Below are 23,497 nucleotides of genomic sequence, written 5' to 3'. Positions count from 1 at the left end.
TTCAGCGGCCCAGGACTTCGGCCAGTACCGCCATGCGGACAAACACCCCGTTGCCGACTTGTTCGAGGATGCGCGACTGCGGGCCATCGGCGACCTCCGAGGCGATCTCGATGCCACGGTTGAGCGGGCCCGGGTGCATCACCAGGGCGGCGCGCGCAGCGCGGCCCAGGCGGCGGTTGTCCAGGCCGTAGCGTGCGAAGTAGGCCGCTTCATCGGGCAGGTCGGTGGCCGCCATGCGCTCCTTCTGGAGGCGCAGCATGATCACCACGTCGGCGCCTTCGATGGCGGCGTCGAAATCATCGGTGATCACGCAGCCCGGGAACTCGGACGACTCGGGCATCAGCGCGCGTGGCGAGCACAGGCGGATTTCCTTCACGCCCAGCGTGGAGAAGGCATGCACATCGCTGCGTGCCACGCGCGAATGCTTCACGTCGCCGCAGATCACCACGGTGAGCTGGCTGAAGTCGGGGCGGTGCTGGCGGATGGTCAGCGCATCCAGCAGACCCTGGGTCGGGTGGGCGCGATTGCCGTCGCCGGCGTTGATAACCGACACGCCGCTCATGGCGTGGCGCACCAGTTCCTCCGGCGTGCCCGATACTTTGTGGCGCACCACGATGGCGTCCAGGTGCATGGCTTCCAACGTGTGCAGCGTGTCGAACAGCGCCTCGCCCTTGCTGGTGGACGAAAAGCCGATGTCGAAGTTGATCACGTCGGCACCCAGCCGGCGCGCGGCCAGTTCAAACGAGGTGCGCGTGCGGGTGGATGGCTCGAAGAACAGGTTGAGGATGGTTCGGCCGGCCAGCAGGTCGAGCTTGCGCGTGCCATGGGCGCAGCCGTCGCGCATGGTTTCGGCGCGGTCGAGCAGGCGCTCGATGGCCGGACGGGACAGGTTTTCCAGCGTGGTCAGGTGGCGCAGGCGTAGGCTCATGGCGGACGGCTTCGTGGGAGTGTCAGTGACCAGGGGATGAGGCCAGCCAGCGCTCAAGAATCACGGCGGCGGCCTCGGCATCGATGGTGGCGGCGTCGCGGCGCTTCTTCAGGCCGGCGGCGCGCGCGGTGGCAAAGCGTTGCGCGGCTTCACGGGAACTGTGGCGCTCATCGGTGAGCATCACCGGTAAGCCATAGCGCTGGCCGAGCTTCTCGGCGAAGCGGCGGGCGCCGCGACTGGCTGGCTGCTCCTCGCCGTCCAGGGTCAGCGGCAGGCCGACCACCAGGGTGTCCGGCAGCCATTCCTGGCGAAGGGCGTCCAGCCGCGACCAGTCCGGGTCACCATCGCGAACGGCAATGGCGGCCAGGCCGCGCGCGCTTCCGGTAAAGCGGTTGCCAACGGCGACGCCCAGCAAGCGGCTGCCGTAGTCGAAGCCGAATACGCAGCTCACGCGTGGCCCGCGTAGCCCGGAAGCTGCAGCGGGTCCACGCCAACCAGGCCGGCGGCCGCGCTCCAGCGCTCTTCCAACGGGGTATGGAACACCACGCGCTCGCTCGCGTCGGCGGTGAGCCAGGTGTTGTCCTTCAATTCCTGTTCTAGCTGGCCCGCGCTCCAGCCGGCATAGCCCAGCGCCATCACGGCCAGACGCGGACCTTCACCCTGCGCCATGGCTACCAGGATGTCGCGCGAGGTGGTTACCGACCAGTCGGCGTTGATGCGGTAGCTCGACTCCCAGTGCCCCGGTTCGCGATGCAGCACAAAGCCGCGTTCCTGCTGCACCGGGCCGCCGATCAGCACCGGTGCGTCGGCCAGCTCAGGGTCATGGCACTCCAGCTTCATCTGGGCGAGCACGTCGCTGAAGCGGTATTCGGAGAGCTGGTTGACCAGCAAACCGACCGCGCCGTCTTCATCGTGCTGGCAGATGAAGGCCACCCCGCGTGAGAACGGCGGCTCGGCCAGGCTAGGCATGGCGATCAGGAACTGACCGGCGAGGGACTGGGGCTGGGGACGGGTAGCAGTCATGGGATCATTGTAAGCCCAGGGAAGGGGCCGGCGCCTGTCATCCGCGACAATCGGGCCAATCCCCTGGGGCGCCGCGGGCCCGTCAACGCTCAACGACTGTGCAGTGTGTCGTTAGGCATGAACTGCCAGGTGCGCGTGATGTTCAGTTCGTCGATATGTTCCTTGTCCGCCGGCAGGGCGGGGAACGGTGCGGCCAGGCGCACGATGCGCTGGGCGGCGGCATCCAGCAGCGGCTGGCCCGAGCTTTGCACCACTTCGATGCCCTTCACCGTGCCGTCGCGGTTGAGCGTCACCGTCATCAGCACGTCGCCGTGCAGGCTGCGGCGGCGCGCCTCGTTGGGGTAGTTGAGGTTGCCCACACGCTCCACCCGGTCCACCCAGCCGCGCATGTAGGCGGCGTAGGCGTATTCCTTGGTGTTGGAGGAGATGAACTTTTTCTTGGGGCGCTTGGCGTACTTCTCGCTACGGTCGCGCACTTCCGCCGCCAGTTGCGCCATCTCCAGCCGTCGCTTCACCTCGGCCTGCGATTCCGGCAGATCCTGCGCGTCCTGCTCGACCTTGGCGCTGTCGGTGTTGACGCTGTAGTGGCTGTTGCCGGTGGTGGTGAGCAGCTTGTCCTCGGTGGCTTCCTGCGGCTTGGGCGCGCTGGCTTCCACGGGTTGCGGCGCCACCCCTGCCGTGGGCGTGGGCAGCGGGCCGGATACCGGCTGGGAGGGGCGGGAGGCCTTGTCGTTCTCGCCGCCGCCACTGTTGTTGGCCTGCGCCAGGAAGTCGGCCTTGTCCGGGCTCTCGCGATTGGCGACGTCGACCAGGGTGACATCCAGCGTGGGCAAGCTGGGCTTGGCCTTGACGTAGCTGAAGGTAATGCCGAGCACCAGCACGCCATGCAGCAACAGCGAGAAGAGCATCGTGGCGCCGATCATGTCGGCGCCGGTGCGGACAGCGGGTTGACTCACGCGTTGCGGGTTCCGGTTCGGGTTCGTTCGATAGCGTCGAACAGCTGGCCGGCAATATTAAGCCCGAACTGGGCGTCCAGTTCGCGGGCACAGGTCGGCGATGTGACGTTGATCTCGGTGAGGTAATCCCCGATCACGTCCAGACCCACGAACAGCAAACCGCGTCGGCGCAGCTCGGGCGCCACCTGGGAGACGATCCAGCGGTCGCGCTCGCTCAGTGGCACACCCACGCCACGGCCGCCGGCCGCCAGGTTGCCGCGAAAATCGCTGCCCTGGGGTACGCGCGCCAGGGCATAGGGCACCGGTTCGCCGTCCACCACCAGGATGCGCTTGTCGCCGGCGGTGATCTCCGGGATGAACTTCTGGGCCATCACCATCTGCTTGTGCTCGCCATGCGGGCCGGCGCCGAGCAGGGTTTCGATCATCGAGTTGATGTTGCTGTCGCCCTGCCTGGCCCGGAAGATGCCGCGCCCACCCATGCCGTCGAGCGGCTTGAGCACGGCCTCGCCATGCTCGGCCACGAACGCGCGCAACTGGGCCGCATCACGCGAGACCAAGGTGGGTGCCATGCACTGGGGGAAGTGCAGGGCGAACAGCTTCTCGTTGCAGTCGCGCAGGGCCCACGGCGCGTTGATGACCCGGGTGCCGGCCCGCTCGGCCAGTTCCACGATCATGGTGTCGTAGATGAACTGGGCATCGACTGGCGGGTCCTTGCGCATCAGCACTATGTCCATCTCGCGCAGGTCGCGCCATTGGGCCTCGTGCAGGGTGAACCAGTCTTCGCGGTCATCGCGGACCGAGAGCGGCGCCAGGCGGGCCCAGGGCTGTCCGTCCCGGGCGGCCAGGTCGTCCTGCTCCATGTAGAAGAGCCGGTAGTCGCGGCGCTGGGCCTCCAGCAGCATGGCGAAGGTGGTGTCCTTGGCGATCTTGATGGAGCCGATCGGGTCCATGAGTACGGCGACCGAGAGGGTCATCGTCATTCTCCGGTAGTAGAGCGTGTTCACGATGCGCAGCCGGCACGGGCCGAGCGAGAGCGGGGCAGTGTATGTCGATACGCTTCCCTTGGATCGTTTCCGGCCCTTGGACGGGTGCCCGATGAGGGGCGCGCTGGGTTCCGGGGCGGAGGCAACCTGATTCAGGATCAGGGTCTCCGTCGCAGGGAAGTACGCAATTCAATGACGTAGGACGCTTCACGGGAGATTTCAGCTTGACGCCACGTTAAGCAGGCGGTAAACAGCAATCCACGAGTGCCTGCCGGCTGAATGGTCGTCGTACGTCGTAAAAGAGATTCGTGGAAATTTCTCTCCAGATGGAGCCGTTGGCGTGGAGCTGGCGGTGGCACGATTTTCCTGAGCCTGGGGCGGGTCGCAGGGGGGTGTTGTGAATTTGAACATAAGTGGAAATGGCCTGGCCGGCCTTAAGGTCATGGTTATCGACGATTCGAAAACCATTCGGCGTACCGCCGAGACCTTGCTGAAGAAGGAGGGTTGCGACGTGCTGACGGCCGTGGACGGCTTCGAGGCGCTCGCCAAGATCTCCGACCAAAAGCCGGCAATCATCTTCGTCGACATCATGATGCCGCGTCTCGACGGCTATCAGACCTGTGCGCTGATCAAGAACAATCCCCAGTTTCGCGGCACGCCGGTCATCATGCTCAGCTCGAAAGATGGCCTCTTTGACAAGGCGCGCGGCCGTATTGTCGGCGCCGAACAATATCTGACCAAGCCGTTCACCCGTGATGAACTGCTGGGTGCAATCCATCGACATGTCTGCACGGTGTAAGGCCGGCGACTACAGGGTCTGAGGGGGACCTGTGGCCAATATTCTCATCATCGACGACTCGCCGACCGACGTGCGCGTGTTCACCACGCTGCTCGAGCGCGCGGGTTATCACGTCGACTCCGTCGGCAACGCCGAGGAAGGCATCGAGCGCGTGCGCGCAAAGAAGCCGGACTTGGTGATCATGGACGTCATCATGCCCGGCATGAATGGCTTCCAGGCCACGCGCACGCTCACGCGCGACCCGGCGACGTCGAATGTTCCCATTGTCATGATCACCACCAAGTCGATGGAAACCGATCGCGTGTGGGGCCTGCGCCAGGGGGCGCGCGCTTTCATCACCAAGCCGGTCAACGAAAGAGACCTGCTGGCCTGCATCAACGATTTGCTGCCGAACGCTGCCTGAGACGACGATGACCCAGACCGCCGCGCTCTCGCCCTTCGAACTGCTAGCCCGTTACGAACGACTGTCGCTGGCGCATGCCTCGGACACGCCGGAAAAACTCGAAGCCCCCGGTCTCTGGCGCGGTATTGGTTTTCGTGCCGGCAGCCGCCTGTTCGTCAGCGGCATCGACGAGATCAGCGAATTGCTGGCGGTGCCGTCGTTGACCCCGGTACCCGGCACGCAGGCGTGGCTGCTGGGCGTGGCCAACGTGCGCGGCAATCTCGTGCCGGTGATCGATTTGTCCCGCTTCCTGTTCGGCGATCGCACCCAGACCACCGAGCGCACCCGCTTGCTGGTGGTGCGCCAGGGCAGCGGTAGCGTGGCGCTGATGGTCGATGAGGTGTTCGGTCAGCGTACGGTCGATGCCGAGCAGCGCCGCCAGGCCGAGCAAGAGGACGATCCGCGCCTGACGCGCTTCGTTGACGATCGCGTAGGGGAACCGCGCCTGGCCATGTTCAGCATGGGCAAGCTGGTGCGCGCACCGGATTTCCGTCAGGCCGCTGCCTGACGGGCAACAGTTGCACGAATAAACAGTAGGACCGGTGCCGTTCGGGGCCGGAACCAGGGCGATGATCCGAAGCCTTCGCCGGCGAGTAGCGGCGGGGGATACACGGGCGAGGTGAACGAAATGAGCACTACAGGGGGCGTGGGCAAGGAGCGGGGCTATACCGGCCTCATCATTGCACTGGTCATCGCGTTCGGTTTCACGGGTGTGGACTTCGTGATGCTCACGTTGAGGGGCCGCGAGGATAGCCAGGCCGTGGGTCTCACCACGCAGATCCAGGTGTTGTCGCAGCAGACGGCTAAGTACGCCCTCGAGGCGGCGGACGGTAACGTGGACTCCTTCAAGGAGCTCGAGACCAACCGCAATGCCATCGATTCGGCGGTGCAGCGCCTGAACAAGGGCGACGAGAAGGGCGGCATGAAGCCTTATGCCGACAACAACGCCTCGCCGGCCGGTCGCGCTGTGGCGGCGCTCACCAATGCCTGGGGCCAGCTCGACGCCGATATCGGCAAGATCCTCTCCAACAAGGCGCTGGTGGTGGACTCGGCGCAGCGTGCCGGTACCCTCGGCCGCGAACTGCCCTTGCTCAATTCCAGCATGGAGCAGGTGGTCAACATCCTGCAGCAGCGCGGCGGCAGTGCCGAGCAGACCTATACCTCGGCCCGCCAGATGTTGCTGGCCGACCGTATGATCCGCCGCGTGCAGGAAGTGCTGCAGGGTGGTGAGGCTTCCCAGCCCGCCGCCGATGGCTTGGCCCGCGACGGCCAGCTCTACGGTTCGGTGCTCAAGGGTTTGCTGGAAGGCAATACCGAAGTGGGCGTGCGGGCGATGGGCGATGCCAACGCGCGCAAGATCCTTACCGACCTGCAATCGCAGTGGGACAACCTGCAGGATCCGGTCGGCAAGCTGGTTGGCGCAGCCGCCAACCTCAGCGACGTGAAGCGGGCCGGCAACCAGGCTTCGCTGGACTCGCAGAACGTACTGTTGCGCGCGAACGAACTGGCCGACCAGGTCGGCAAGCTGCCGACCCGCCGCCTGTTCCCCAACCTCTGGTGGGGCGTGCTGGGCGCCATCGGCGCGGCCGCCTTCCTGATCGTGCTGGTGGTACAGCTGATCGCCGACCAGCGCCGCCGCTTCCAGGATTCGACCGAACTGAACCAGCGTAACCAGGAGGCCATCATGCGCCTGCTGGATGAAATGGGCTCGCTCGCCGAAGGTGACCTGACCGTCAAGACCACGGTGACGGAGGACATCACCGGCGCCATCGCCGACTCGGTGAACTACGCCATCGACGAGCTGCGCACCCTGGTGACGACGATCAACGAGACCTCCGAACAGGTGTCGTCGTCGGCGCAGGAAACGCAGACCACTGCGCGTCACCTGGCCGAATCCGCCCAGAACCAGGCACAGCGCATCAGTACCGCTACCACCGCGATCAACCAGATCGCGAGCCTGATGGATACGGTGTCCAAGGACTCCGCCGAGTCGGCCGACGTGGCCGAGCGCTCGGTGAAAATCGCCTCGCGCGGTGCCGAAGTGGTGCGCGAAACCATCTCGGGCATGGACTCCATTCGCGATCAGATCCAGGAAACCTCCAAGCGCATCAAGCGCCTGGGTGAGTCGTCGCAGGAAATCGGCTCCATCGTGGAACTGATTAACGACATTGCCGAGCAGACCAACATCCTCGCCTTGAACGCTGCTATCCAGGCCGCCTCGGCAGGTGAAGCGGGTCGCGGCTTCGCGGTGGTGGCGGACGAAGTGCAGCGCCTCGCGGAACGTTCCGCCAGCGCGACCAAGCGAATCGAAACGCTGGTGCAAACCATTCAGTCCGATACCAACGAAGCGGTGAACTCGATGGAGCAGACCACCGCCGAAGTGGTGGCCGGTGCCCGCCTGGCGGAAGACGCCGGTAGCGCGCTGGGCGACATCGAACGCGTATCGCACGACTTGTCGGCGCTGATTCAGAACATCTCCACGCAGGCGCGCCAGCAATCCAGCGCCGCGACGGACATTTCGGCGTCGATGAACGCGATTCAGGAAATCACCTCGCAGACCTCGCAGGGCGCGAGCCAGACGGCCGACTCGATCGGCTACCTGGCCCAGCTGGCGAGCGACCTGCGGCGCTCGGTGGCGCACTTTAAGCTGCCGGGCTGAAACATAACGCTTTCACAGAGGGCAACCTCGACGGTTGCGTGACAAACCGTTACGTGGCCGCAGAGAGGGGCGCATGAGACTTCAAGACCACATCGATTTCACCACTCTCCAGTGGGTCAAGCCAGAACTCGACGAGACGCTGGCGCTCGCCCGCGAGGCGTTGGAGTCCTATGTCGACAACCCGGGCAACCGGGATGCCATGCGCTCCTGTGCCGACAGCCTTCACCAAGTGCAGGGCACCCTGCGCATGGTCGAGCTGTATGGCGCGGCGATGGTCACCGAGGAGATGGAAACACTCGCCATCTCATTGCTCGAGGACCACATAGCCAATCGCGAGGACGCCTACGCCGCACTGATGCGCGGCCTGATGCAGTTGCCCGACTACCTTGAGCGCCTCTCCGGCGGTCATCGCGACGTGCCGGTGGTGCTGTTGCCGCTGCTCAACGAGCTGCGTTCCAGTCGCGGCCAACAGGCCTTGCACGAATCGGCGCTGTTCACCCCGAACCTTGAGGTGGCATTGCCGCCACAGGCGCCGATGGCGCAGCCGGACATGTCGTCAGAGCGCCTGCGCGGCGACATTGCCACGCTGCGCCTGCGGTTCCAGCAGCAACTGCTGTCGTGGTTCCGCGGGCAAGGCAACGACCAGCAATTGAGCGGCATGATCCAGACCCTGGATGCCATCACCGCGCGTTGCCATACCGTGGCGGGTCGCCGCCTGTGGTGGATTGCCGCTGGCGTATTGGAAGGCGTGCAGCACGGCGCGCTGCGCCAACAGGCGACCGACGTGCGCCAGCTGATCGGCAAGGTCGATCGGAGCATTCGCCAATTGGTCGATCAAGGCGAAGCCAGTCTGCGCGGCAGCGATGCCGACGAACTGGCGCGCAAGCTGCTGTACGTGGTGGGCCAGGTGCGTCAGGGCAGTCCGCGCATGGATCTGCTGCGCGAGACCTACGCGCTGGACAACCTGCTGCCCGACGCCAGCGAAGTGGAGCACGCCCGTGGTTCCATGTCGGGCCACAACCGTGCCCTGCTGGACTCCGTGGCCAAGGCGTTGAAGGACGACCTGCTGCGCGTGAAAGAATCGCTCGATCTGTTCCTGCGCCAGACCGACGCCGATCCCACCCAGTTGGCCAGCCAGAGCGAAGTGCTGGAACGCGTGGGCGACACGCTGGGCATGCTGGCCCTGGGCGTGCCGCGTCGCGTGGTGAACGAACAGCGTCGCGTGCTGGACGAAATCGCCACGCGCGTGCGGGCACCCGACGAAGAACTGCTGCTCGACGTCGCCGGCGCGCTGCTCTATGTGGAAGCCTCGCTGGACGACCATATCGAGAGCCTCGGCGCCGACGAAGAGATCAGTGTCGAGACTCCGGTGAACATGCTGCCGCGCAGCGAAGCGCGCCACATTCTCGCCACGCTGATGCACGAGGCCACCGCCAACACGGCCAAGGTGAAGGAAGCCATCGTCGCCTACGTGGAATCGGGTTGGCAGCCGCGCCAGCTCGCCGACGTCGGTCCGCTGATGGACGAAGTCGCCGGAGCCATGCGCATGCTGTCCGCGCCGCGCCCGGCCGAGCTGGCCGAGGGCATTGGCCGCTTCGTCAGCAATGAATTGCTGGTCGATCGCCGCGTGCCTAGCACCGCCCAGATGGATCATCTCGCCGATGCGCTGGCCGCGTTGGAGTATTACCTCGAGGCTGCGCGCGAACATCGCGGTGGCCTGGAACATATCCTGGACGTGGCCGAGCACAGCCTCAGTACGTTGGGCTATTGGCCACCGCCGGCGGCCCGTGCGTTCGACCCGGAGGAACTGGACGAGGCGCCCGAGCACATCGCCAAGGCGGCCGATGCCGCGCTGGCCGCGGCCCTGGCCAACCAGCCGGAGCTTTCCGAGAGCGTCAGTCTGGCCCATGGCGACGATCTGTCCGGCCTTATCGTCGGTGACAGCCAGACACCGCATGCCGAAGCGCACGAGATCAGCGGCTTGCGCCTGGCCGATTCGGTGCACATGACCCCGCAGGAAGCCCTGCAGGGCGAGGACAGCGACTGGGTCGAGATCGAAGAGGAGATTTTCGAGCAGGTGCCAGTCGCCGGAAGCACGCAGGCGGAAGCCGGCTTCCACACCAGCACCGCCGGCATCGACGATGACATTCGCGAGATCTTCCTGGAGGAAATGCAGGAGGAAATCGACAACCTGCATGCCGCTCGCCGCACCTGGCTGGCCGATCCGCAGCAGCTCGATGCCTTGATGCCACTGCGCCGTTCCTTCCATACCTTGAAGGGCTCCGGCCGCTTGGTGGGCGCCAGCCTGCTGGGCGAATTCGCCTGGAAGGTGGAGAACATGCTCAACCGCGTGCTGGACCAGTCGGTCCCGCCGCACGAGGGTGTGCAAGCTCTGGTCAGTGTTGCCGTGGATGCACTGCCACAGCTTCGCGCCGCACTGATGGGGCAAGGCACGGTCACCGCGCCGATCGCCGCCATCATGGAAACCGCCGAGCGCCTGGCCAGTGGCCAGGAAGACGCGCGCGTCGCCGATCTGGCGTCGGCCGACATGGAAACCGTTCGCCGCATCGTGCGCCGTCGCGTGCCGCGCTCGGAAGTCGTCGCCGCGGCGATACCGGCGGCCAGCCTCGCCGATATCGAAACCACACCCACCCATACCGCGCCGGTCGCCCACGAGGCGATCGCCGAGCCGGTGCTGCCGCCGATCGATCCGGTGCTGCTGGAAATCCTGCGCAGCGAAGTGGCGCAGTACCTGCAAACGATCCGCACCACCATCAACCGCGTCGACGGGGAACTGCGCGTGGATGATGGCCTGTTGCGCGCCGTGCATACGCTGCATGGTGCCATCGCCATGGTCGACATCCCGCTGCTCTCGCAGCTGCTGTCGCCGCTGGAGAGCTTGCTCAAGCGACTGCGTGCCGCCAGCACGCCGCTGTCGGTCGAAGGTGTGCACCTGCTCGGTCAAAGCGCCGACGCGGTGGACTATGTGATGGGCCAGTTCGACGTGCCGTCGCCGCAGTTGCCGGACCTGGACAACCTGATCCGCCGCCTTGCCGAGCTGCGGGACAGCCAGCCGGAACCGCAGGTTGCGCATGTGCTGTTCGAGGCACACGCGGACGAACTCGACGACGTCGCCGCACCCCGCAACGATGCCGAGCATGAAGACATGCTGGCCGCCTCGCTGGATGCCGCCCTGTCCGACGCCTCCGGCCACGCTCAGGAGACCGAATCGGAAGCAGCTTCCGCTTCCGATGCAAGCATCGATAGCTACACCGACGAACTGCTGGCCGCCTTGGGCGAGTTCGATCTGGACGCGCACCTGCCGTCCGGCGAGCAGGTCCATGCAGCCGAACAAGACCACGCCTTCACGCCGGTGTTGTCCTCCGACGAGGAAAAGGATTTCGCCGCGATCTACGCCGAGTTGCTCGACGAAGCCGAACCGACGGCGGCCGTTACGCCTGTCGGCACCGAGGAGCCGCTGGCTTCCGTCGTCGAACACGACCTTGCGTTCCACGCCGAAGCGCCAACCGCACCGGCCGATGCCGTCGAGGAACCGTCGCCTGTCGAGCACGCCGGCGGAGAGCCTGCCGTCGCTGCACCGGTCGAGGAGTCGATGACGCGCGACGTAGCCGACGACGCGCTGGCAGTCTACGAGGCGACCGCTGACGAGCACGAAGTCGCGAAGCCTGAAATCATCGAACATGCCGTGCACGACGAGCTGGCGCATCACGTGGCCGAAGAGCCGGTCATCGAGGTAACCGCACCCGTCGAGCACGAACTGCCGGTGAATGAGCCGGTCGTGGAGCACGTCGCCGACGAAGCGGTTGAGCCGGTCGCGGCCGCGCCGGACGTGGTCGACGCTGCGCCTGCAACGGAGCATGCCCACGTCGAAGCGGCCGGCGAAGACGAGCATCTACTGCTACCCCACCAGATCGATCCCGATCTGCTGGAAATCTTCATCGAGGAAGCACGCGAGATCCTCGACCACTCCGACGGCGTACTCGCCCAATGGCGCGTCGCGCCCACGGCGATCGAGCATGTGGCGGAATTGCAGCGCGACCTGCATACGCTCAAGGGCGGTGCGCGCATCGCCGGCATGGTGCCGGTGGGTGACCTCACCCACGCCATCGAAACCGCGCTGGAGAAGCCGCTGCATGCCGACTCTCCCCATGTGGGCGAGCTCATCGCCGCGTTGGAAGCGGGTTTCGATACGTTGCATGGCCTGATCCAGCGCGTGTCGCAGGGCCACGGCGTGCCGTATCCGCAGGCCATGATCGATCGCTTCACCGCGATGGCGGGCGAGAGCACCGCCACGCCGTCGGCCGAGCCGGTATCGGCCACGGTGGTGCCGTTCCCCGAGCGCGTGAAGCTGCCGGAGCTATTGCCCGAGGAACGCGACGAACCGCTCAGCGCGCCGCAGGAACAGATCCGCGTTCGCGCCGAACTGCTCGACACGCTGGTAAACCACGCGGGCGAGGTGGCGATCTACCGTTCGCGCCTCGAACAGCAGGTGGCTGGCTACCGCTTCAACCTGGTCGAACTCGATCAGACCGTGCAACGTCTGCGTAGCCAGCTGCGCATGATGGAAATCGAAACCGAAGCGCAGATCATCGCGCGCTTCCAGCGTGAGCACCGCGAAGCGGGCATCTCGGTGTTCGATCCGCTCGAGCTGGATCGCTTCTCCCAGTTGCAGCAGTACTCGCGTGCGCTGGCCGAGTCGGTATCCGACCTTGTGTCCATTCAGGGCATGCTGGATGAGTTGACCCGCCAGGCCGAAACGCTGCTGATCCAGCAGTCGCGCGTGTCTTCTGAACTGCAGGACGGCTTGCTGCGTACGCGCATGCTGCCGTTCGACACCATGGTGCCGAACCTGCGTCGCACATTGCGCCAGGCCGCCCAGGAAGAGGGCAAGAACGCGCAGCTGTTCGTAGAAGGCGCGCACGGCGAAATGGATCGCAACCTGCTCGACCGCATCAAGGCGCCGTTTGAGCACATGCTGCGCAACGCGGTGGCACACGGTATCGAATCGCCGGCCGATCGCCGCAAGGCGGGCAAGCCGGATGAGGGCGTGGTGCGTATCCGTGTGGCCCGCGAAGCCACCGAAGTAGTGGTGCGCGTGACCGATGACGGTCGTGGCCTGGATCGCGAAGCCATCCGCAAGCGCGGTGTCGAGCGCGGTCTGATTCGTACCGACGCCAAGCTCAGCGACGACCAAGTGCTCGCGCTGATCACCCAACCCGGCTTCTCCACCGCCAGCACGGTGACCCAGTTGGCCGGTCGCGGCGTGGGCATGGACGTGGTGGCCAACGAGATCAAGCAGCTCGGTGGCGCCCTCTCCATCGAATCGAAGGCCGGCGAAGGCACCACTTTCGTGCTGCGCCTGCCGTTCACGTTGGCGGTGACACAGGCCATCCTGGTGCGGATGGGTGAATCTTCCTTCGCCATTCCGATGACCTCGGTGCAGGGCGTTGCCCGCATCAGCCCGGCGGAGCTGATCGAGCGCATGGCTGATGCGGAGCCGTCGTTCCCCTATGGTGGCGACGACTACAGCATCCACGATCTGTCGGAATTGCTCGGCCTGCCGAGCAGCCACGCCAACGATGAAGAACAGCTGCCGTTGCTGCTCACGCGCTCGGGTGATCTGCGTGCCGCCATCCGCATCGATGCCGTAATCGGCTCGCGCGAGATCGTGGTGAAATCGGTCGGCCCGCAGATCAGTTCGGTGCCTGGCATCCTCGGCGCCACCATCATGGGCGATGGCTCGGTGCTGATCATTCTGGACCTGGCGCCGCTCGTGCGTCATGGCATCACGCGTCGTCTGCAGCGCCTGGAGGAGGGTCTCTCGGCGGTACAGGTGCCGGTGGTGGAAGAAACCCGCGTGCGCCCGCTGGTGATGGTGGTCGACGATTCCATCACCATGCGCAAGGTCACCGGCCGCGTGCTGGAGCGCCACGAGTACGAGGTCAGTACGGCCAAGGACGGTGTGGACGCCCTCGAAAAGCTGCATGAGCGCGTGCCCGACCTGATGCTTCTCGACATTGAAATGCCGCGCATGGATGGCTACGAGCTGGCCACGCATATGAAGGCCGATGCGCGTCTGCGCGACGTGCCGATCATCATGATCACCTCGCGTACCGGCGACAAACACCGCCAGCGCGCGTTTGACATCGGCGTGGATCGCTACCTCGGCAAGCCTTACCAGGAAGCGGATTTGCTGGTGCAGATCAGCGAAGTGCTCGAACAGCGTGCCCTGGAGTCACTCAATGGCTGAATCGGCTACCGCGGTTGCACTGCTGTTCGATGACCAGGAGCTGGGCAGCCAGTTGCGCGAAGCACTGAAGGAACGAGGCGCGCGCATCGTCCACGAGGGGGCCTTGTCCACCTTGAGCAGGGACATGCTCGCTGGTACCGGTGCGCAGGTGCTGGTAGTGAATCTGGACGAGGAGGTCGAGGATGATCTCGATCGCCTTTACGACGTCATCGATGGGGACCATCCGCGGGTGGTCTTCAACGACGCACAGGCCAGCCGCGAGTTGGACGGCTGGGATCGTGCGCGCTGGGCCCGCCATCTGGCGGTGAAGGTGTTGGCGCAGGGCGATCTCGATCCGCCGCGCCCGCAACACGCGCCTGGGGTGGTCGACGTTCTGCCCGAGGCTCCGGCCGTAGCGACCATGTATGTCGCTGAAGCCACTGCGGCGCCCGAGGGTTTCTTCGAGGGCGACGATTCCCTGGTTGCAGGCAGCTTTCATCACGCCCATGCCGTCGACGAACCCTTGGAAACGGCGGCCGAGTCGGAGTCGCTGGCGGCGGAGCTGGAAGCGCTGCTCGCGGCTGATGAGGACGCGCCTGAGCACGACGAATTCGGTTCCGGCCTCAAGTTCAGTGTCGACGATGATCTGCCGCCGCTGCACGACGGCCATTTCGGTGCTGTCGCCGAGGCGGAGCACGCCACAGCGCAACCCTTCCACGACGAACCCATGGCGGTGGATCTGCTCGACACGCAGGGGCCGGCGCCGTTCGAGCTGGCGCCGCAAGTCGACGAGCCGCTGATCACGGAGGCGGCGCGCGTGATGCCGTCCTTCCAGCTGGATCACCTTTCGCTGGCGCCGCTGGACGACTCGTTCATGCCCGCAACGGCGGCGGTCGGCAAGGTGGAACCCAGCCTGCTGGACCAGGCATCCCACTGGGCACTGGTGGACACGGACGATGCACCGGCCTCTGCCGCAGTGCCAGCCCCGCCTGTGCATGCGGCGGAATTCGGTATCGAAAAGCTGAGTGCATCGGATTTCCTGGCACCCGAAGGCGGTGAGGAGCACGAACTCCAGCCGGGCATGAGCCTGGAGCTGGTGTCGATAGAAGAAGCCATCGCACCGGTTGCCTACGAAGGCGGCCACGAGATGTTGCTGGAGAATCTGGATACCGTCATCGGCCGCCTGCTGGTGCTTGGCGCCGCGGCGGGCAGCGCCGATGCGGTGTGTGCCTTCCTCTCGCATCTGCCCACCGACTTGCGCATGACGGTGCTGCACGTCCAGCATTTGCGTGGCACCTCGGCCGAAGCCTTGGCCGACGTACTGGGCGAACACAGTCCGCTACCCGTTCGCGTCGCCGAGCATGGCGGCCGCGCACGCCACGGTGAAGTGCTGGTGGTGCCCGATGGTCAGCAGGCGCGCGTGCATCGCGACGGACGCATCGAGTTGCAAGCGCTGGAAGGAATGGACGTACAGAGCTCGCCCATCGATGCCAGCTTCACCATGGCCGCCAATGTATATGGGCGCTCGGCCCAGGCCATCGTGTTCGCGGGCCATGCCAACGACGCGGTGGGTGGCTGCCAGGCGATTTATGACCGCGGCGGCCAGGTGTGGGTGGAAGCATCCAGCGAAGGGCATTTTGCCGATATGGTGAACGGCATCGAAGCCGAACACCTGCATAGCTATTCCGGCACGCCCGCAGAACTGGCGGCGCGCCTGGTTGAGGAGATGTCCATGGAACGTCGGCGATGAGCGAGCTACCGCTACCCCGTGAAATCCGTTGCGTGCTGGTGCCGGTGGGCAACCTGCGCTTGCTGCTGCCCAACGCCACCGTAGCCGAAGTGATCACGCTGCCTACGCCCGAGCCGGTGGAGGGCGCGCCGCACTGGTTGTTGGGTCGTATCGCCTGGCGTGGCTGGCGCGTGCCCTTGCTCTCGTTCAGCGCGCTGGCGGGGGGTGATGACGGCGACAGCGAACAGGCCGTGCGCGTCGCCGTGCTGAAGGCGCTGAGCGGTCACGCGGACCTGCCGTTTATCGCGGTGATCACGCAAGGGTTCCCGCGCCTGACCACGCTCAACGCAGAGCTGATCATTCCCACGCACGATGGCGCGCCGCTGCCGCCGGGTGTGCGCGCCCAGGTGCTGGTGCGCGACGACGTGGCGGTGATCCCCGACTTGGAAGGCATTGAGGCGGAGTTGGTCGACCTGCTCGAACTGGCCAGCTGACAAGCCGCCAAGCCCGCACGGCGATCACAGGTCGCCGTGCAGGGCCTGCAAGGCAGCCAGTGCCGCCAGGCCCGCCGTCTCTGTGCGCAGGATGCGCGGTCCCAGTTGTAAGCCTGCAAAACCCGCGTCGGCCAAGGCCGAGGTATCACGCGTACCCAGTCCGCCCTCCGGACCCACCACCAATACGCCACCCGCTGGGCCAAAGCGCACTGCGCTGGCGCGTTGCGTGCCCTCGGGCAGTAGCGCCAAGCGCAGGCTGCCGTCATCCGCCAGCCCGCGTAGCCAGGCCTCCAGGGCGATGGCCGGGGCAATCTCCGGAACCCGGGCTCGGCCGCTCTGTTCGCAGGCACTGGCGGCCACGGCGCGCCAGTGCGCCAGCCGCTTCTCCGCCCGGGTGGCATCCAGCTTCACCTCGGAGCGTTCGGTAAGCAGCGGCACGATGCGGACCACGCCCAGTTCGGTGGCCTTCTGCACGATCAGATCCATCTTCTCGCCACGCGCCACGCCCTGGGCCAGCGTCAGCGGCAGGGGCGATTCGTTGTCCACCGGCTGGGCGGCTTGTACCTGAACGACGACCTCGCGCTTGCCCACGGCCTGGATGAGTGCCGGGTAGTCGTGGCCGTCACCGTTGAACAGGGTGATCGGATCCCCGGCATTCAGGCGCAGCACGCGCGCCACGTGTTCGCCCGCCTGCGCTGGCAACGCCAGCTCAAGGTTCATGGCAAGGGGCTGCTCCACGTGTATGCGGATCGTGCGCATAAAGCGTTCTATACCAGTGAAAACAGCAAGCATAGCCGACCGTGGCAAGAGCGTCCCCACGGGGGCCTGGCCCCGCTGAACGGGCAAAACGCGGCTTGACCGGTGCATTTGCCTGGCGTTCGGCGTGGGCGCAGCATGATGAAGCTATCCCACTCATCCCCGGAGGTGGAACATGGTCAGCTCCTACAAAACATCCCTGCTGGTTCTACTCCTCGCGCTGGGCGCAAGCCCGCTCGCCATGGCGCAGACCACGCCGCCGGCCGCGCAGAGCGACAGCAGCATGCATGCCTTCCAGGACCCGCAGGCCAATGCGCCGGCCGCGCAGAGTAAGCCATCCAGTGGTCCCAAGCCGGGCGATCGCAACTGCATCCAGAGCACGGGCAGCCTGATTCCCGCCAAATCCGGCAGTTGCCTGCCGGTGCCAGGCCGCAGCTACAGTCGCGATGACCTCCAGCGCACCGGTTCACCCACCCTCGGGCCCGCGCTGCGTCAGCTCGACCCCAGCATGACGGTTTCCGGCGGCCACTAAGCGACCGCGATTACGGTGCCACGGCGCGCTCGATACCCTGGATGGCGGTGTCCACCAAGTGATCGAGTTCCGCCGTGGTGATCACGTAGGGCGGCATGAAGTAGATGATGTCCCCCAGCGGGCGCAGTAGCGCTTCATTCGCCAGGCCATGCAGGTAAACACGCAGGCCGCGCCGGTCGGCGGCGGGGAAGGGGCGCCGGGTCGCTTTGTCCGCCACCAGTTCCACGGCGGCGATCATGCCTGTCTGGCGTACGTCCGCCACGTGCGGGTGGTCACGCAGCGGCGCCAGGCGCCGCGCCAGGTGTGCCGAAAGTTCCCGGTTGCGTTCCAGCACCGGCTCATCGCGGAAGATGCCCAGGGTTTCCAGCGCTACCCGGCAGGCCAGCGGATTGCCGGTGTAACTATGGGAGTGGAGAAAGGCCTTGCCCGCGCTGTACTCGGCGTAGAAGGCCTCGTACACCGCCGATGTAGTCAACACGGCCGACAGCGGCAGGAAGCCGCCCGTGAGTCCCTTGGACAGGCACATGAAGTCGGGCGTTACCTGGGCCTTCTCGCAGGCGAACAAGGTGCCGGTGCGGCCAAAGCCGACGGCGATCTCATCGGCGATGAAATGCACCTGGAACTCATCGCACAGCGCGCGCAGCCCGGCGAGGTAATCGGGGTGATACATGCGCATGCCACCCGCGCACTGTACCAACGGCTCCACGATCACCGCGCAAACCTCATGCGCGTGCCGTTCCAGCATCGCGCGCAGATCGCCCAGGCGGCGGCGGGCGACTTCGGTGGCGCTTTCGCCGGGTTCGGCTTCGTAGGTGTCCGGTGAGGGCGCCAGAATCGGGGTGAGCAGCAGGGGGGCATAGGTCTTGCGATACAGCGCCACATCGCTGACCGACAGCGCACCCAGCGTTTCACCGTGATAACTGCCGGTGAGCGCGATGAACCGCGTTTTTTCGCCGTGCCCCTGGTTGAGCCAGTAGTGGAAGCTCATTTTCAGAGCCACTTCGATCGCCGCCGAACCGTTGTCCGCGTAGAACACGCGTTCCAGCCCCGGCGGCGTGGCCTTCACCAGCGCCTCGGCCAGCGCCACCGCCGGTTCGTGGGTGAAGCCGGCAAAAATCACGTGCTCCAGCGTACGTGCCTGCTCGGCCAGCGCCGCCGCGATGCGTGAATTGGCGTGGCCGAACAGGTTGGTCCACCACGAGCTGATGCCGTCCAGGTAGCGGCGGCCATCCGTGCCGATCAGCCAGGCGCCTTCGCCACGGGCGATCGGCACCATCGGTACGGTTTCGTGATCGTGCATCTGTGTGCAGGGGTGCCACAGATGGCTCAGGTCGCGACGCACCAGCGCGTCGGCAGCGGGGGAGGTGTTCATCCGGCTATGATCGGTGTTTCGAGCGTATTCGCTCAAGTCTTGCGGCCACTCCGGGAGTCGGTTTGAAGCATTGGCGTATTGCACTGGGCGGCGTGTCGGCCTTATTGGCGATAGGTCTGGCCGTGGTGTGTTTCCTGCCCGCGCGGTGGGCCATGCCTTGGTTGGCGCCGCGCCTGAATGGCCTGCGTCTGCAGGAAGTGAGTGGGTCTCTGTGGGACGGACAGGCCGCGCAAGTGCTGTCGTCGCGCGGTGAGAACCTGGGGCACTTGCACTGGCAACTGTCGCGCAGTGCGCTATGGGGCGACCCGCAGCTGGAACTAAACCTGCAGGGGCCGCGCGTGGACTTCGCCGGGCGCATGCGTGGACGCAGTAGCGCCGATGCCCGCTGGACGGACGTCCAAATGCGCGCTGACCTGGCCTTGTTCGGCAACGGCCTTGCGTTGCCCATGGGGCAGCCGCTCGGCGTCGTACAACTGGTGGCCAACGATGTGCAATTGCACGGCGGTTGGCCGCTGAACCTCGATGCCCACCTCACGTGGCAGGACGCGGCCTTGCGCGCGCCGCATCGCGGTGAACTGACGCTCGGTAACCTGCAGATGCAGCTTCGTGCGGGCAATGGCGTGATCGAAGGGCATCTGCTGGACGACGGCACCGGCCCGTTGCGCATCGACGGGCAATTGCAGTTGAGCCCGCTCGCACGTCGCTTTACCGCCCAGGCGCAGGCGCGCGCGCCTGATTCGCAGGTACAACGTTGGCTGCAAAGCCTGGGCAGCACCGATGCGCAGGGCATCACCCATATCAACTACAGCGGCGGTTTGGCGGCCGCGCTGCCGGGAGGGACACGATGAGCCAGGGAGATTGGTCGCAGGCCTTGCACGCCGCGCGCGAAGCGGCGCAGGCGGCAGCGGAAGTGCTACAGCATTACTGGCGTCGCGGCGTGGAAGTGGAACTCAAGAGCGACGACACACCCGTCACGGTGGCCGATCGCGAGGCAGAGCTCGCCATTCGGGCCATTCTGCAAAAGGCCTTGCCCGAGGCATCGATCTACGGTGAAGAGTTCGGTCGCGACGAACAGGAGCACGAACTGCTGTGGATGGTCGATCCGCTGGATGGCACCAAGAGCTTCGTGCGGCGCACGCCGTTCTTCTCCACCCAGATCGCGCTGATGTATCGGGGCGAGCTGGTGGTGGGTGTATCCTGCGCGCCGATCTACGGCGAAACGATGTGGGCCAGTGCCCGCGGCGGCGCCTGGTTTGAAGGCGAGCGCGTGCAGGTGGCGGCTACCCGCGAACTCGCGCAAGCCTCGCTGTCCGCCGGTAACATCAAGTCGCTGACCATGGATGCGCGCTGGGCCGCTTGGGGCGCGCTGATCCGCGACAGCAACCGCATCCGAGGCTATGGCGACTTCTGTCATTACCACCTGCTGGCGCGCGGCGGCCTGGATCTGGTGCTGGAGTCGGACGTGAACATCCTCGATATCGCCGCCCTGGCGGTGATCGTGCGTGAGGCCGGCGGCGTATTCACCGACTTGGAAGGCCAGCCGCTCACGCTCGACACGCGCGGCGTGCTGGCGGGCGTGCCGGCGGTGCATGCGCTGGCCTTGTCGCGGCTCGACGCCGCCCTGAAGGGGTAGAATCGAGCGATGCATAAGCCACCCATCATCCATGCCACCCGTGACGTGCACGACAGCAGCTTTCTGCGTGTCGAGCAGTTGGACCTGGAGTTTTCCAACGGCGAACGGCGCACGTACGAGCGCCTGAAGGGCAGCGGGCTCGGCGCCGTGATTATCGTGCCGATGCTGGACGATGAAACCGTGCTGCTCATTCGCGAATACGGTGCCGGCGTGGGCCGTTACGAATTGAGCTTGCCCAAGGGGCGCCTGGACCGCGACGAAACCGTCGAGCAGGGCGCCGATCGCGAGCTCAAGGAAGAGGTCGGCTACGGCGCGCGCCGCTTGAAGATCCTCCACAACCTCTCGCTGTCGCCGTCTTACATGACGCATATGGCGCACGTGGTGTTGGCGCAGGATTTGTACCCAGAGCGTCTGGAAGGCGATGAGCCGGAAGAGCTCGAAGTGGTTCCCTGGAAGCTGGCCGATCTGCACCTGCTGATCGCCCGCGACGATGTCACCGAAGGGCGTTCCATCGCCGCCCTCTTCATGGCGCGCGAATACCTCGCGGGCCGGTTTTCTCCCACATGAACCACATTCCGTTTTCTTCCCTGCTGGCGCAGGTGGCGAGCATCGCGCGCGATGCCGGCGAGGCCATTCTGGCCATCTATGGCGAGGATTTCGAAGTCCAGCGCAAGGACGATCATTCGCCGCTTACCGCTGCCGACCTGGCCGCGCAGCGGGTGATTGCCGCGGGGCTGGCCACGCTTGATCCGGTCCTGCCGGTGATTTCCGAAGAAGCGCGCGCCGCGCCGTGGTCGCAGCGCAGCGAGTGGCCGCGCTACTGGCTGGTGGACCCGCTCGATGGCACGCGCGAATTCGTCAAGCGCAACGGCGAGTTCACCGTCAACATCGCCTTGGTCGAGCAGCATCAGCCTGTGCTCGGCGTGGTGCTGGCCCCGGTGACGGGCGAGCTCTATGCCGCCGCGCGCGGGCAAGGCGCGTGGATGCAGGTACAGCCCGGGGCCGCGTGGCAGCGCATTGGCACCCGTGCGCTGGCGCAACCGGCCGCGGTGGCGGGCAGCCGCTCGCATGGTGGTGCCGGTACGGCGCTGCTGCAACAACTTATCGGCGACGACTATGCGGCCGTGCCGCTGGGCTCATCGCTCAAGTTCTGCCTGTTGGCGCGTGGTGCGGCGGACGTCTATCTGCGTCGTGGTGCCACCAGTGAGTGGGATACGGCCGCCGCGCAAAGCGTATTGGAGGAAGCCGGCGGCGCCGTGCTCGATCTGGCGGGTGAGCCGCTGCGCTACAACCGAGGTGAGTCGCTGCTCAATCCCGAGTTTCTCGCCGTGGGCGATGCCTCGGTGGACTGGAAAGCCCGTTTGCTGGCGGCCGATCTGGACGCTGCATGAGCACGACCACGCGCCACAGCCTGGATGACCTGCTCGCCATCATGGCGCGATTGCGCGATCCCGCCGGCGGTTGCCCGTGGGACGTGCAGCAGAACTTCGCCACCATTGCGCCCTACACCATCGAGGAGGCCTACGAGGTCGCCGATGCGATCGATCGCCAGGATTGGCACGATCTGCGCGACGAACTCGGCGACCTGCTGTTGCAGGTGGTGTTCCATGCGCAGATGGCGAAGGAAGCCGGTTTGTTCGACTTTGCCGATGTGGCCCACGCCATTAGCGACAAGATGGTGCGCCGTCATCCTCATGTGTTTGGCGAAGAGAGCTACGACACCGCCGATGCGCAGACGCGCGCGTGGGAAGACATCAAAGCCGCCGAACGCGCGGCCAAGGGCGAGCCGCCTGACGACAGTGCGCTGGCCGGTGTATCGCGCGGCCTGCCGGAATGGAAGCGCGCCATGAAGCTGCAGGAGCGCGCTGCTCGTGTCGGCTTTGACTGGCCGGACGAGCGGCCGGTGCTCGATAAGGTGCTGGAAGAGGTGGACGAGGTACGCGACGAGTTCGCCAACGGGCGCGACCCGCAGCGGTTGCAGGACGAAATCGGCGACGTGCTGTTCGTGCTGGTAAACCTGGCGCGTCATGCGAAGGTGGATTTCTCGCAGGCGATGCGGCATGCCAATGCGAAGTTCGAGCGTCGTTTCCGCCATATGGAGCAACTCGCCAAGGCGCAGGGCACACCGTTGTCCGAGCGGGATCTCACCGATCAGGAAGCGCTGTGGCAGCAAGCCAAGCGCGCAGAACCCTCCGCGCTGTAAACCTCGTTGCCCTCCCAAAAAAAGGAGGCACGGGCTCTGGGGTTCCCGTGCCTCAGCGGGGGTGTCACCGCGGGCGGTGACACCATTCATTTCTTATGGTTATGGCTTGCTGGCCGGAGCGGGTGCTGCGGTGGGCCGGGTTTGGTTGCGGCGTTGTTCCCATTCGCCGCGCATCTTTTCGATATCGGCGCGTTGGCTGGCCTCATGGGCGAGGTTCTCGTCCAGGCTCTTGCGCAGCGTGGCAATCGCCTGATCCGGATTGGCTGGCGCGGCCTGGGCGCGGGCCAGCCGGTGGTAAACGTAGGTACGCACTTGCGGGTCTTGCGACTTGGCCAGCACGTCGTTGTAGAGCGTCGGCAGCTCCTTGGCGCGACCGCTGATCAGGTAGAGGCGTTCCAGCGCGTGCAGGTCGGAGATCACGGCGGCGCCAGGGCCACCCAAGCCTGGCCGGCCAAAGCCTGGGCCGCCACGGTCGCCGTCGCGCTCCATCATCGGCGGGGCCTTGCCTGCTGGCGCACCCTTGGGCGCCGGGGGCGGCGCGTCTGGCGCGGCGCTCTGGGCGATGGCGAACGAGGCCGAGCCGGCGACGAGCACGGCGAACGCCGTGGCGAGCAGGGTCTTGCGTTGCATGGTGAGACATCTCCACGATGGTCGTGCTATCTCAAACGTGGCGCTTGGGTCCCCGTTGACCGTGGCGAAAGTCATGCGGAAGCCTTTCAACCTTTTCGCGACACGACT

The 23,497-nt window shown here is 65.8% G+C and carries 21 protein-coding genes; 13 read left to right on the top strand and 8 right to left on the bottom strand.

The window, feature by feature from the left end; translation table 11 throughout:
• Position 1: 1 nt before the first annotated feature.
• From JHD67_RS01850 to gshB, 5 genes are all read right to left on the bottom strand, one after another.
• On the bottom strand, positions 2–928 hold the full coding sequence (locus JHD67_RS01850; RefSeq protein WP_199096738.1) for an aspartate carbamoyltransferase catalytic subunit: 927 nt from the start codon (positions 926–928) through the stop codon (positions 2–4).
• Between the two features lie 22 nt (positions 929–950).
• The gene (gene ruvX / locus JHD67_RS01845) at positions 951–1,379 is read right to left on the bottom strand and encodes a Holliday junction resolvase RuvX (protein WP_199096736.1); all 429 of its coding nucleotides are present in this window, start codon (positions 1,377–1,379) and stop codon (positions 951–953) included.
• Positions 1,376–1,951, bottom strand: coding sequence for a YqgE/AlgH family protein (locus JHD67_RS01840; RefSeq protein ID WP_199096734.1), 576 nt, complete (start codon positions 1,949–1,951; stop codon positions 1,376–1,378). The genes ruvX and JHD67_RS01840 overlap by 4 nt, the downstream gene beginning before the upstream one ends.
• A gap of 89 nt (positions 1,952–2,040) precedes the next feature.
• On the bottom strand, positions 2,041–2,907 hold the full coding sequence (locus tag JHD67_RS01835; protein ID WP_343214285.1) for an energy transducer TonB: 867 nt from the start codon (positions 2,905–2,907) through the stop codon (positions 2,041–2,043).
• Complete coding sequence (gshB, locus tag JHD67_RS01830) at positions 2,904–3,881, bottom strand: glutathione synthase (RefSeq protein ID WP_199096732.1); 978 nt, start codon at positions 3,879–3,881, stop codon at positions 2,904–2,906. The genes JHD67_RS01835 and gshB overlap by 4 nt, the downstream gene beginning before the upstream one ends.
• A 406-nt stretch (positions 3,882–4,287) precedes the next feature.
• On the opposite strand from gshB, the gene JHD67_RS01825 reads away from it, so the two are divergent.
• The 7 genes from JHD67_RS01825 to JHD67_RS01795 all read left to right on the top strand — a co-directional run bounded on the left by JHD67_RS01825 (position 4,288) and on the right by JHD67_RS01795 (position 16,263).
• Positions 4,288–4,689, top strand: a complete 402-nt coding sequence (locus JHD67_RS01825) for a response regulator (RefSeq protein ID WP_323748555.1) — start codon at positions 4,288–4,290, stop codon at positions 4,687–4,689.
• A gap of 31 nt (positions 4,690–4,720) precedes the next feature.
• Positions 4,721–5,092, top strand: coding sequence for a response regulator (locus tag JHD67_RS01820; RefSeq protein WP_199096730.1), 372 nt, complete (start codon positions 4,721–4,723; stop codon positions 5,090–5,092).
• 7 nt (positions 5,093–5,099) lie between these two features.
• Positions 5,100–5,639, top strand: coding sequence for a chemotaxis protein CheW (locus JHD67_RS01815; RefSeq protein WP_199096729.1), 540 nt, complete (start codon positions 5,100–5,102; stop codon positions 5,637–5,639).
• Positions 5,640–5,759: 120 nt separating this feature from the next.
• On the top strand, positions 5,760–7,790 hold the full coding sequence (locus tag JHD67_RS01810) for a methyl-accepting chemotaxis protein (protein WP_199096728.1): 2,031 nt from the start codon (positions 5,760–5,762) through the stop codon (positions 7,788–7,790).
• 73 nt (positions 7,791–7,863) lie between these two features.
• Positions 7,864–14,061 (top strand): Hpt domain-containing protein, encoded by a 6,198-nt coding sequence (locus tag JHD67_RS01805; RefSeq protein WP_199096727.1) that lies wholly within the window; start codon positions 7,864–7,866, stop codon positions 14,059–14,061.
• Positions 14,054–15,790, top strand: a complete 1,737-nt coding sequence (locus JHD67_RS01800) for a chemotaxis protein CheB (RefSeq protein ID WP_199096726.1) — start codon at positions 14,054–14,056, stop codon at positions 15,788–15,790. Before JHD67_RS01805 ends, JHD67_RS01800 begins: the two co-directional genes overlap by 8 nt.
• Entirely contained in the window at positions 15,787–16,263 is a 477-nt protein-coding gene (locus JHD67_RS01795; RefSeq protein WP_199096725.1) for a chemotaxis protein CheW, read from the top strand. The genes JHD67_RS01800 and JHD67_RS01795 overlap by 4 nt, the downstream gene beginning before the upstream one ends.
• Before the next feature lie 24 nt (positions 16,264–16,287).
• Here JHD67_RS01795 and JHD67_RS01790 read toward each other — a convergent pair whose 3' ends face one another.
• The gene (locus JHD67_RS01790) at positions 16,288–17,022 is read right to left on the bottom strand and encodes a 16S rRNA (uracil(1498)-N(3))-methyltransferase (RefSeq protein WP_199096723.1); all 735 of its coding nucleotides are present in this window, start codon (positions 17,020–17,022) and stop codon (positions 16,288–16,290) included.
• A gap of 172 nt (positions 17,023–17,194) precedes the next feature.
• Here JHD67_RS01790 and JHD67_RS01785 point away from each other — a divergent pair, with 172 nt between their 5' ends.
• Positions 17,195–17,551, top strand: coding sequence for a hypothetical protein (locus JHD67_RS01785; RefSeq protein WP_199096721.1), 357 nt, complete (start codon positions 17,195–17,197; stop codon positions 17,549–17,551).
• Positions 17,552–17,561: 10 nt separating this feature from the next.
• Here JHD67_RS01785 and JHD67_RS01780 read toward each other — a convergent pair whose 3' ends face one another.
• The gene (locus tag JHD67_RS01780; protein ID WP_199096719.1) at positions 17,562–18,923 is read right to left on the bottom strand and encodes an adenosylmethionine--8-amino-7-oxononanoate transaminase; all 1,362 of its coding nucleotides are present in this window, start codon (positions 18,921–18,923) and stop codon (positions 17,562–17,564) included.
• A gap of 62 nt (positions 18,924–18,985) precedes the next feature.
• On the opposite strand from JHD67_RS01780, the gene gspN reads away from it, so the two are divergent.
• The 5 genes from gspN to mazG are packed head-to-tail and all read left to right on the top strand — an operon-like array spanning position 18,986 to position 22,759.
• Complete coding sequence (gene gspN, locus JHD67_RS01775; protein WP_199096717.1) at positions 18,986–19,771, top strand: type II secretion system protein N; 786 nt, start codon at positions 18,986–18,988, stop codon at positions 19,769–19,771.
• Complete coding sequence (locus JHD67_RS01770; protein ID WP_199096715.1) at positions 19,768–20,556, top strand: inositol monophosphatase family protein; 789 nt, start codon at positions 19,768–19,770, stop codon at positions 20,554–20,556. The genes gspN and JHD67_RS01770 overlap by 4 nt, the downstream gene beginning before the upstream one ends.
• Before the next feature lie 9 nt (positions 20,557–20,565).
• Complete coding sequence (gene nudE / locus JHD67_RS01765; protein WP_199096713.1) at positions 20,566–21,123, top strand: ADP compounds hydrolase NudE; 558 nt, start codon at positions 20,566–20,568, stop codon at positions 21,121–21,123.
• Complete coding sequence (gene cysQ, locus JHD67_RS01760; RefSeq protein WP_199096712.1) at positions 21,120–21,947, top strand: 3'(2'),5'-bisphosphate nucleotidase CysQ; 828 nt, start codon at positions 21,120–21,122, stop codon at positions 21,945–21,947. The genes nudE and cysQ overlap by 4 nt, the downstream gene beginning before the upstream one ends.
• A complete protein-coding gene (gene mazG / locus JHD67_RS01755; RefSeq protein WP_199096711.1) occupies positions 21,944–22,759 on the top strand; it encodes a nucleoside triphosphate pyrophosphohydrolase in 816 nt (271 codons plus the stop codon). Before cysQ ends, mazG begins: the two co-directional genes overlap by 4 nt.
• A 99-nt stretch (positions 22,760–22,858) precedes the next feature.
• On the opposite strand, the gene JHD67_RS01750 is transcribed toward mazG, so the two are convergent.
• The gene (locus JHD67_RS01750; RefSeq protein WP_199096710.1) at positions 22,859–23,389 is read right to left on the bottom strand and encodes a hypothetical protein; all 531 of its coding nucleotides are present in this window, start codon (positions 23,387–23,389) and stop codon (positions 22,859–22,861) included.
• Positions 23,390–23,497 lie beyond the last annotated feature (108 nt).

Source organism: Dyella sp. ASV21 (assembly GCF_016428975.1).
Classification (GTDB): Bacteria; Pseudomonadota; Gammaproteobacteria; order Xanthomonadales; family Rhodanobacteraceae; genus Dyella.
The sequence above is the reverse complement of the archived record's forward strand: the minus strand, read 5'-3'. Positions and strand labels throughout refer to the sequence as shown.

Bases quoted from the DNA above. Each gene is read 5' to 3' on its own strand.
- JHD67_RS01850 (WP_199096738.1), bottom strand. From the start codon at position 928: ATGAGCCTACGCCTGCGCCACCTGACCACGCTGGAAAACCTGTCCCGT.
- JHD67_RS01840 (WP_199096734.1), bottom strand. From the start codon at position 1,951: ATGACTGCTACCCGTCCCCAGCCCCAGTCCCTCGCCGGTCAGTTCCTG.
- gshB (WP_199096732.1), bottom strand. From the start codon at position 3,881: ATGACCCTCTCGGTCGCCGTACTCATGGACCCGATCGGCTCCATCAAG.
- JHD67_RS01815 (WP_199096729.1), top strand. From the start codon at position 5,100: ATGACCCAGACCGCCGCGCTCTCGCCCTTCGAACTGCTAGCCCGTTAC.
- JHD67_RS01810 (WP_199096728.1), top strand. From the start codon at position 5,760: ATGAGCACTACAGGGGGCGTGGGCAAGGAGCGGGGCTATACCGGCCTC.
- JHD67_RS01805 (WP_199096727.1), top strand. From the start codon at position 7,864: ATGAGACTTCAAGACCACATCGATTTCACCACTCTCCAGTGGGTCAAG.
- JHD67_RS01800 (WP_199096726.1), top strand. From the start codon at position 14,054: ATGGCTGAATCGGCTACCGCGGTTGCACTGCTGTTCGATGACCAGGAG.
- JHD67_RS01795 (WP_199096725.1), top strand. From the start codon at position 15,787: ATGAGCGAGCTACCGCTACCCCGTGAAATCCGTTGCGTGCTGGTGCCG.
- JHD67_RS01790 (WP_199096723.1), bottom strand. From the start codon at position 17,022: ATGCGCACGATCCGCATACACGTGGAGCAGCCCCTTGCCATGAACCTT.
- JHD67_RS01785 (WP_199096721.1), top strand. From the start codon at position 17,195: ATGGTCAGCTCCTACAAAACATCCCTGCTGGTTCTACTCCTCGCGCTG.
- JHD67_RS01780 (WP_199096719.1), bottom strand. From the start codon at position 18,923: ATGAACACCTCCCCCGCTGCCGACGCGCTGGTGCGTCGCGACCTGAGC.
- JHD67_RS01770 (WP_199096715.1), top strand. From the start codon at position 19,768: ATGAGCCAGGGAGATTGGTCGCAGGCCTTGCACGCCGCGCGCGAAGCG.
- nudE (WP_199096713.1), top strand. From the start codon at position 20,566: ATGCATAAGCCACCCATCATCCATGCCACCCGTGACGTGCACGACAGC.
- cysQ (WP_199096712.1), top strand. From the start codon at position 21,120: ATGAACCACATTCCGTTTTCTTCCCTGCTGGCGCAGGTGGCGAGCATC.
- mazG (WP_199096711.1), top strand. From the start codon at position 21,944: ATGAGCACGACCACGCGCCACAGCCTGGATGACCTGCTCGCCATCATG.
- JHD67_RS01750 (WP_199096710.1), bottom strand. From the start codon at position 23,389: ATGCAACGCAAGACCCTGCTCGCCACGGCGTTCGCCGTGCTCGTCGCC.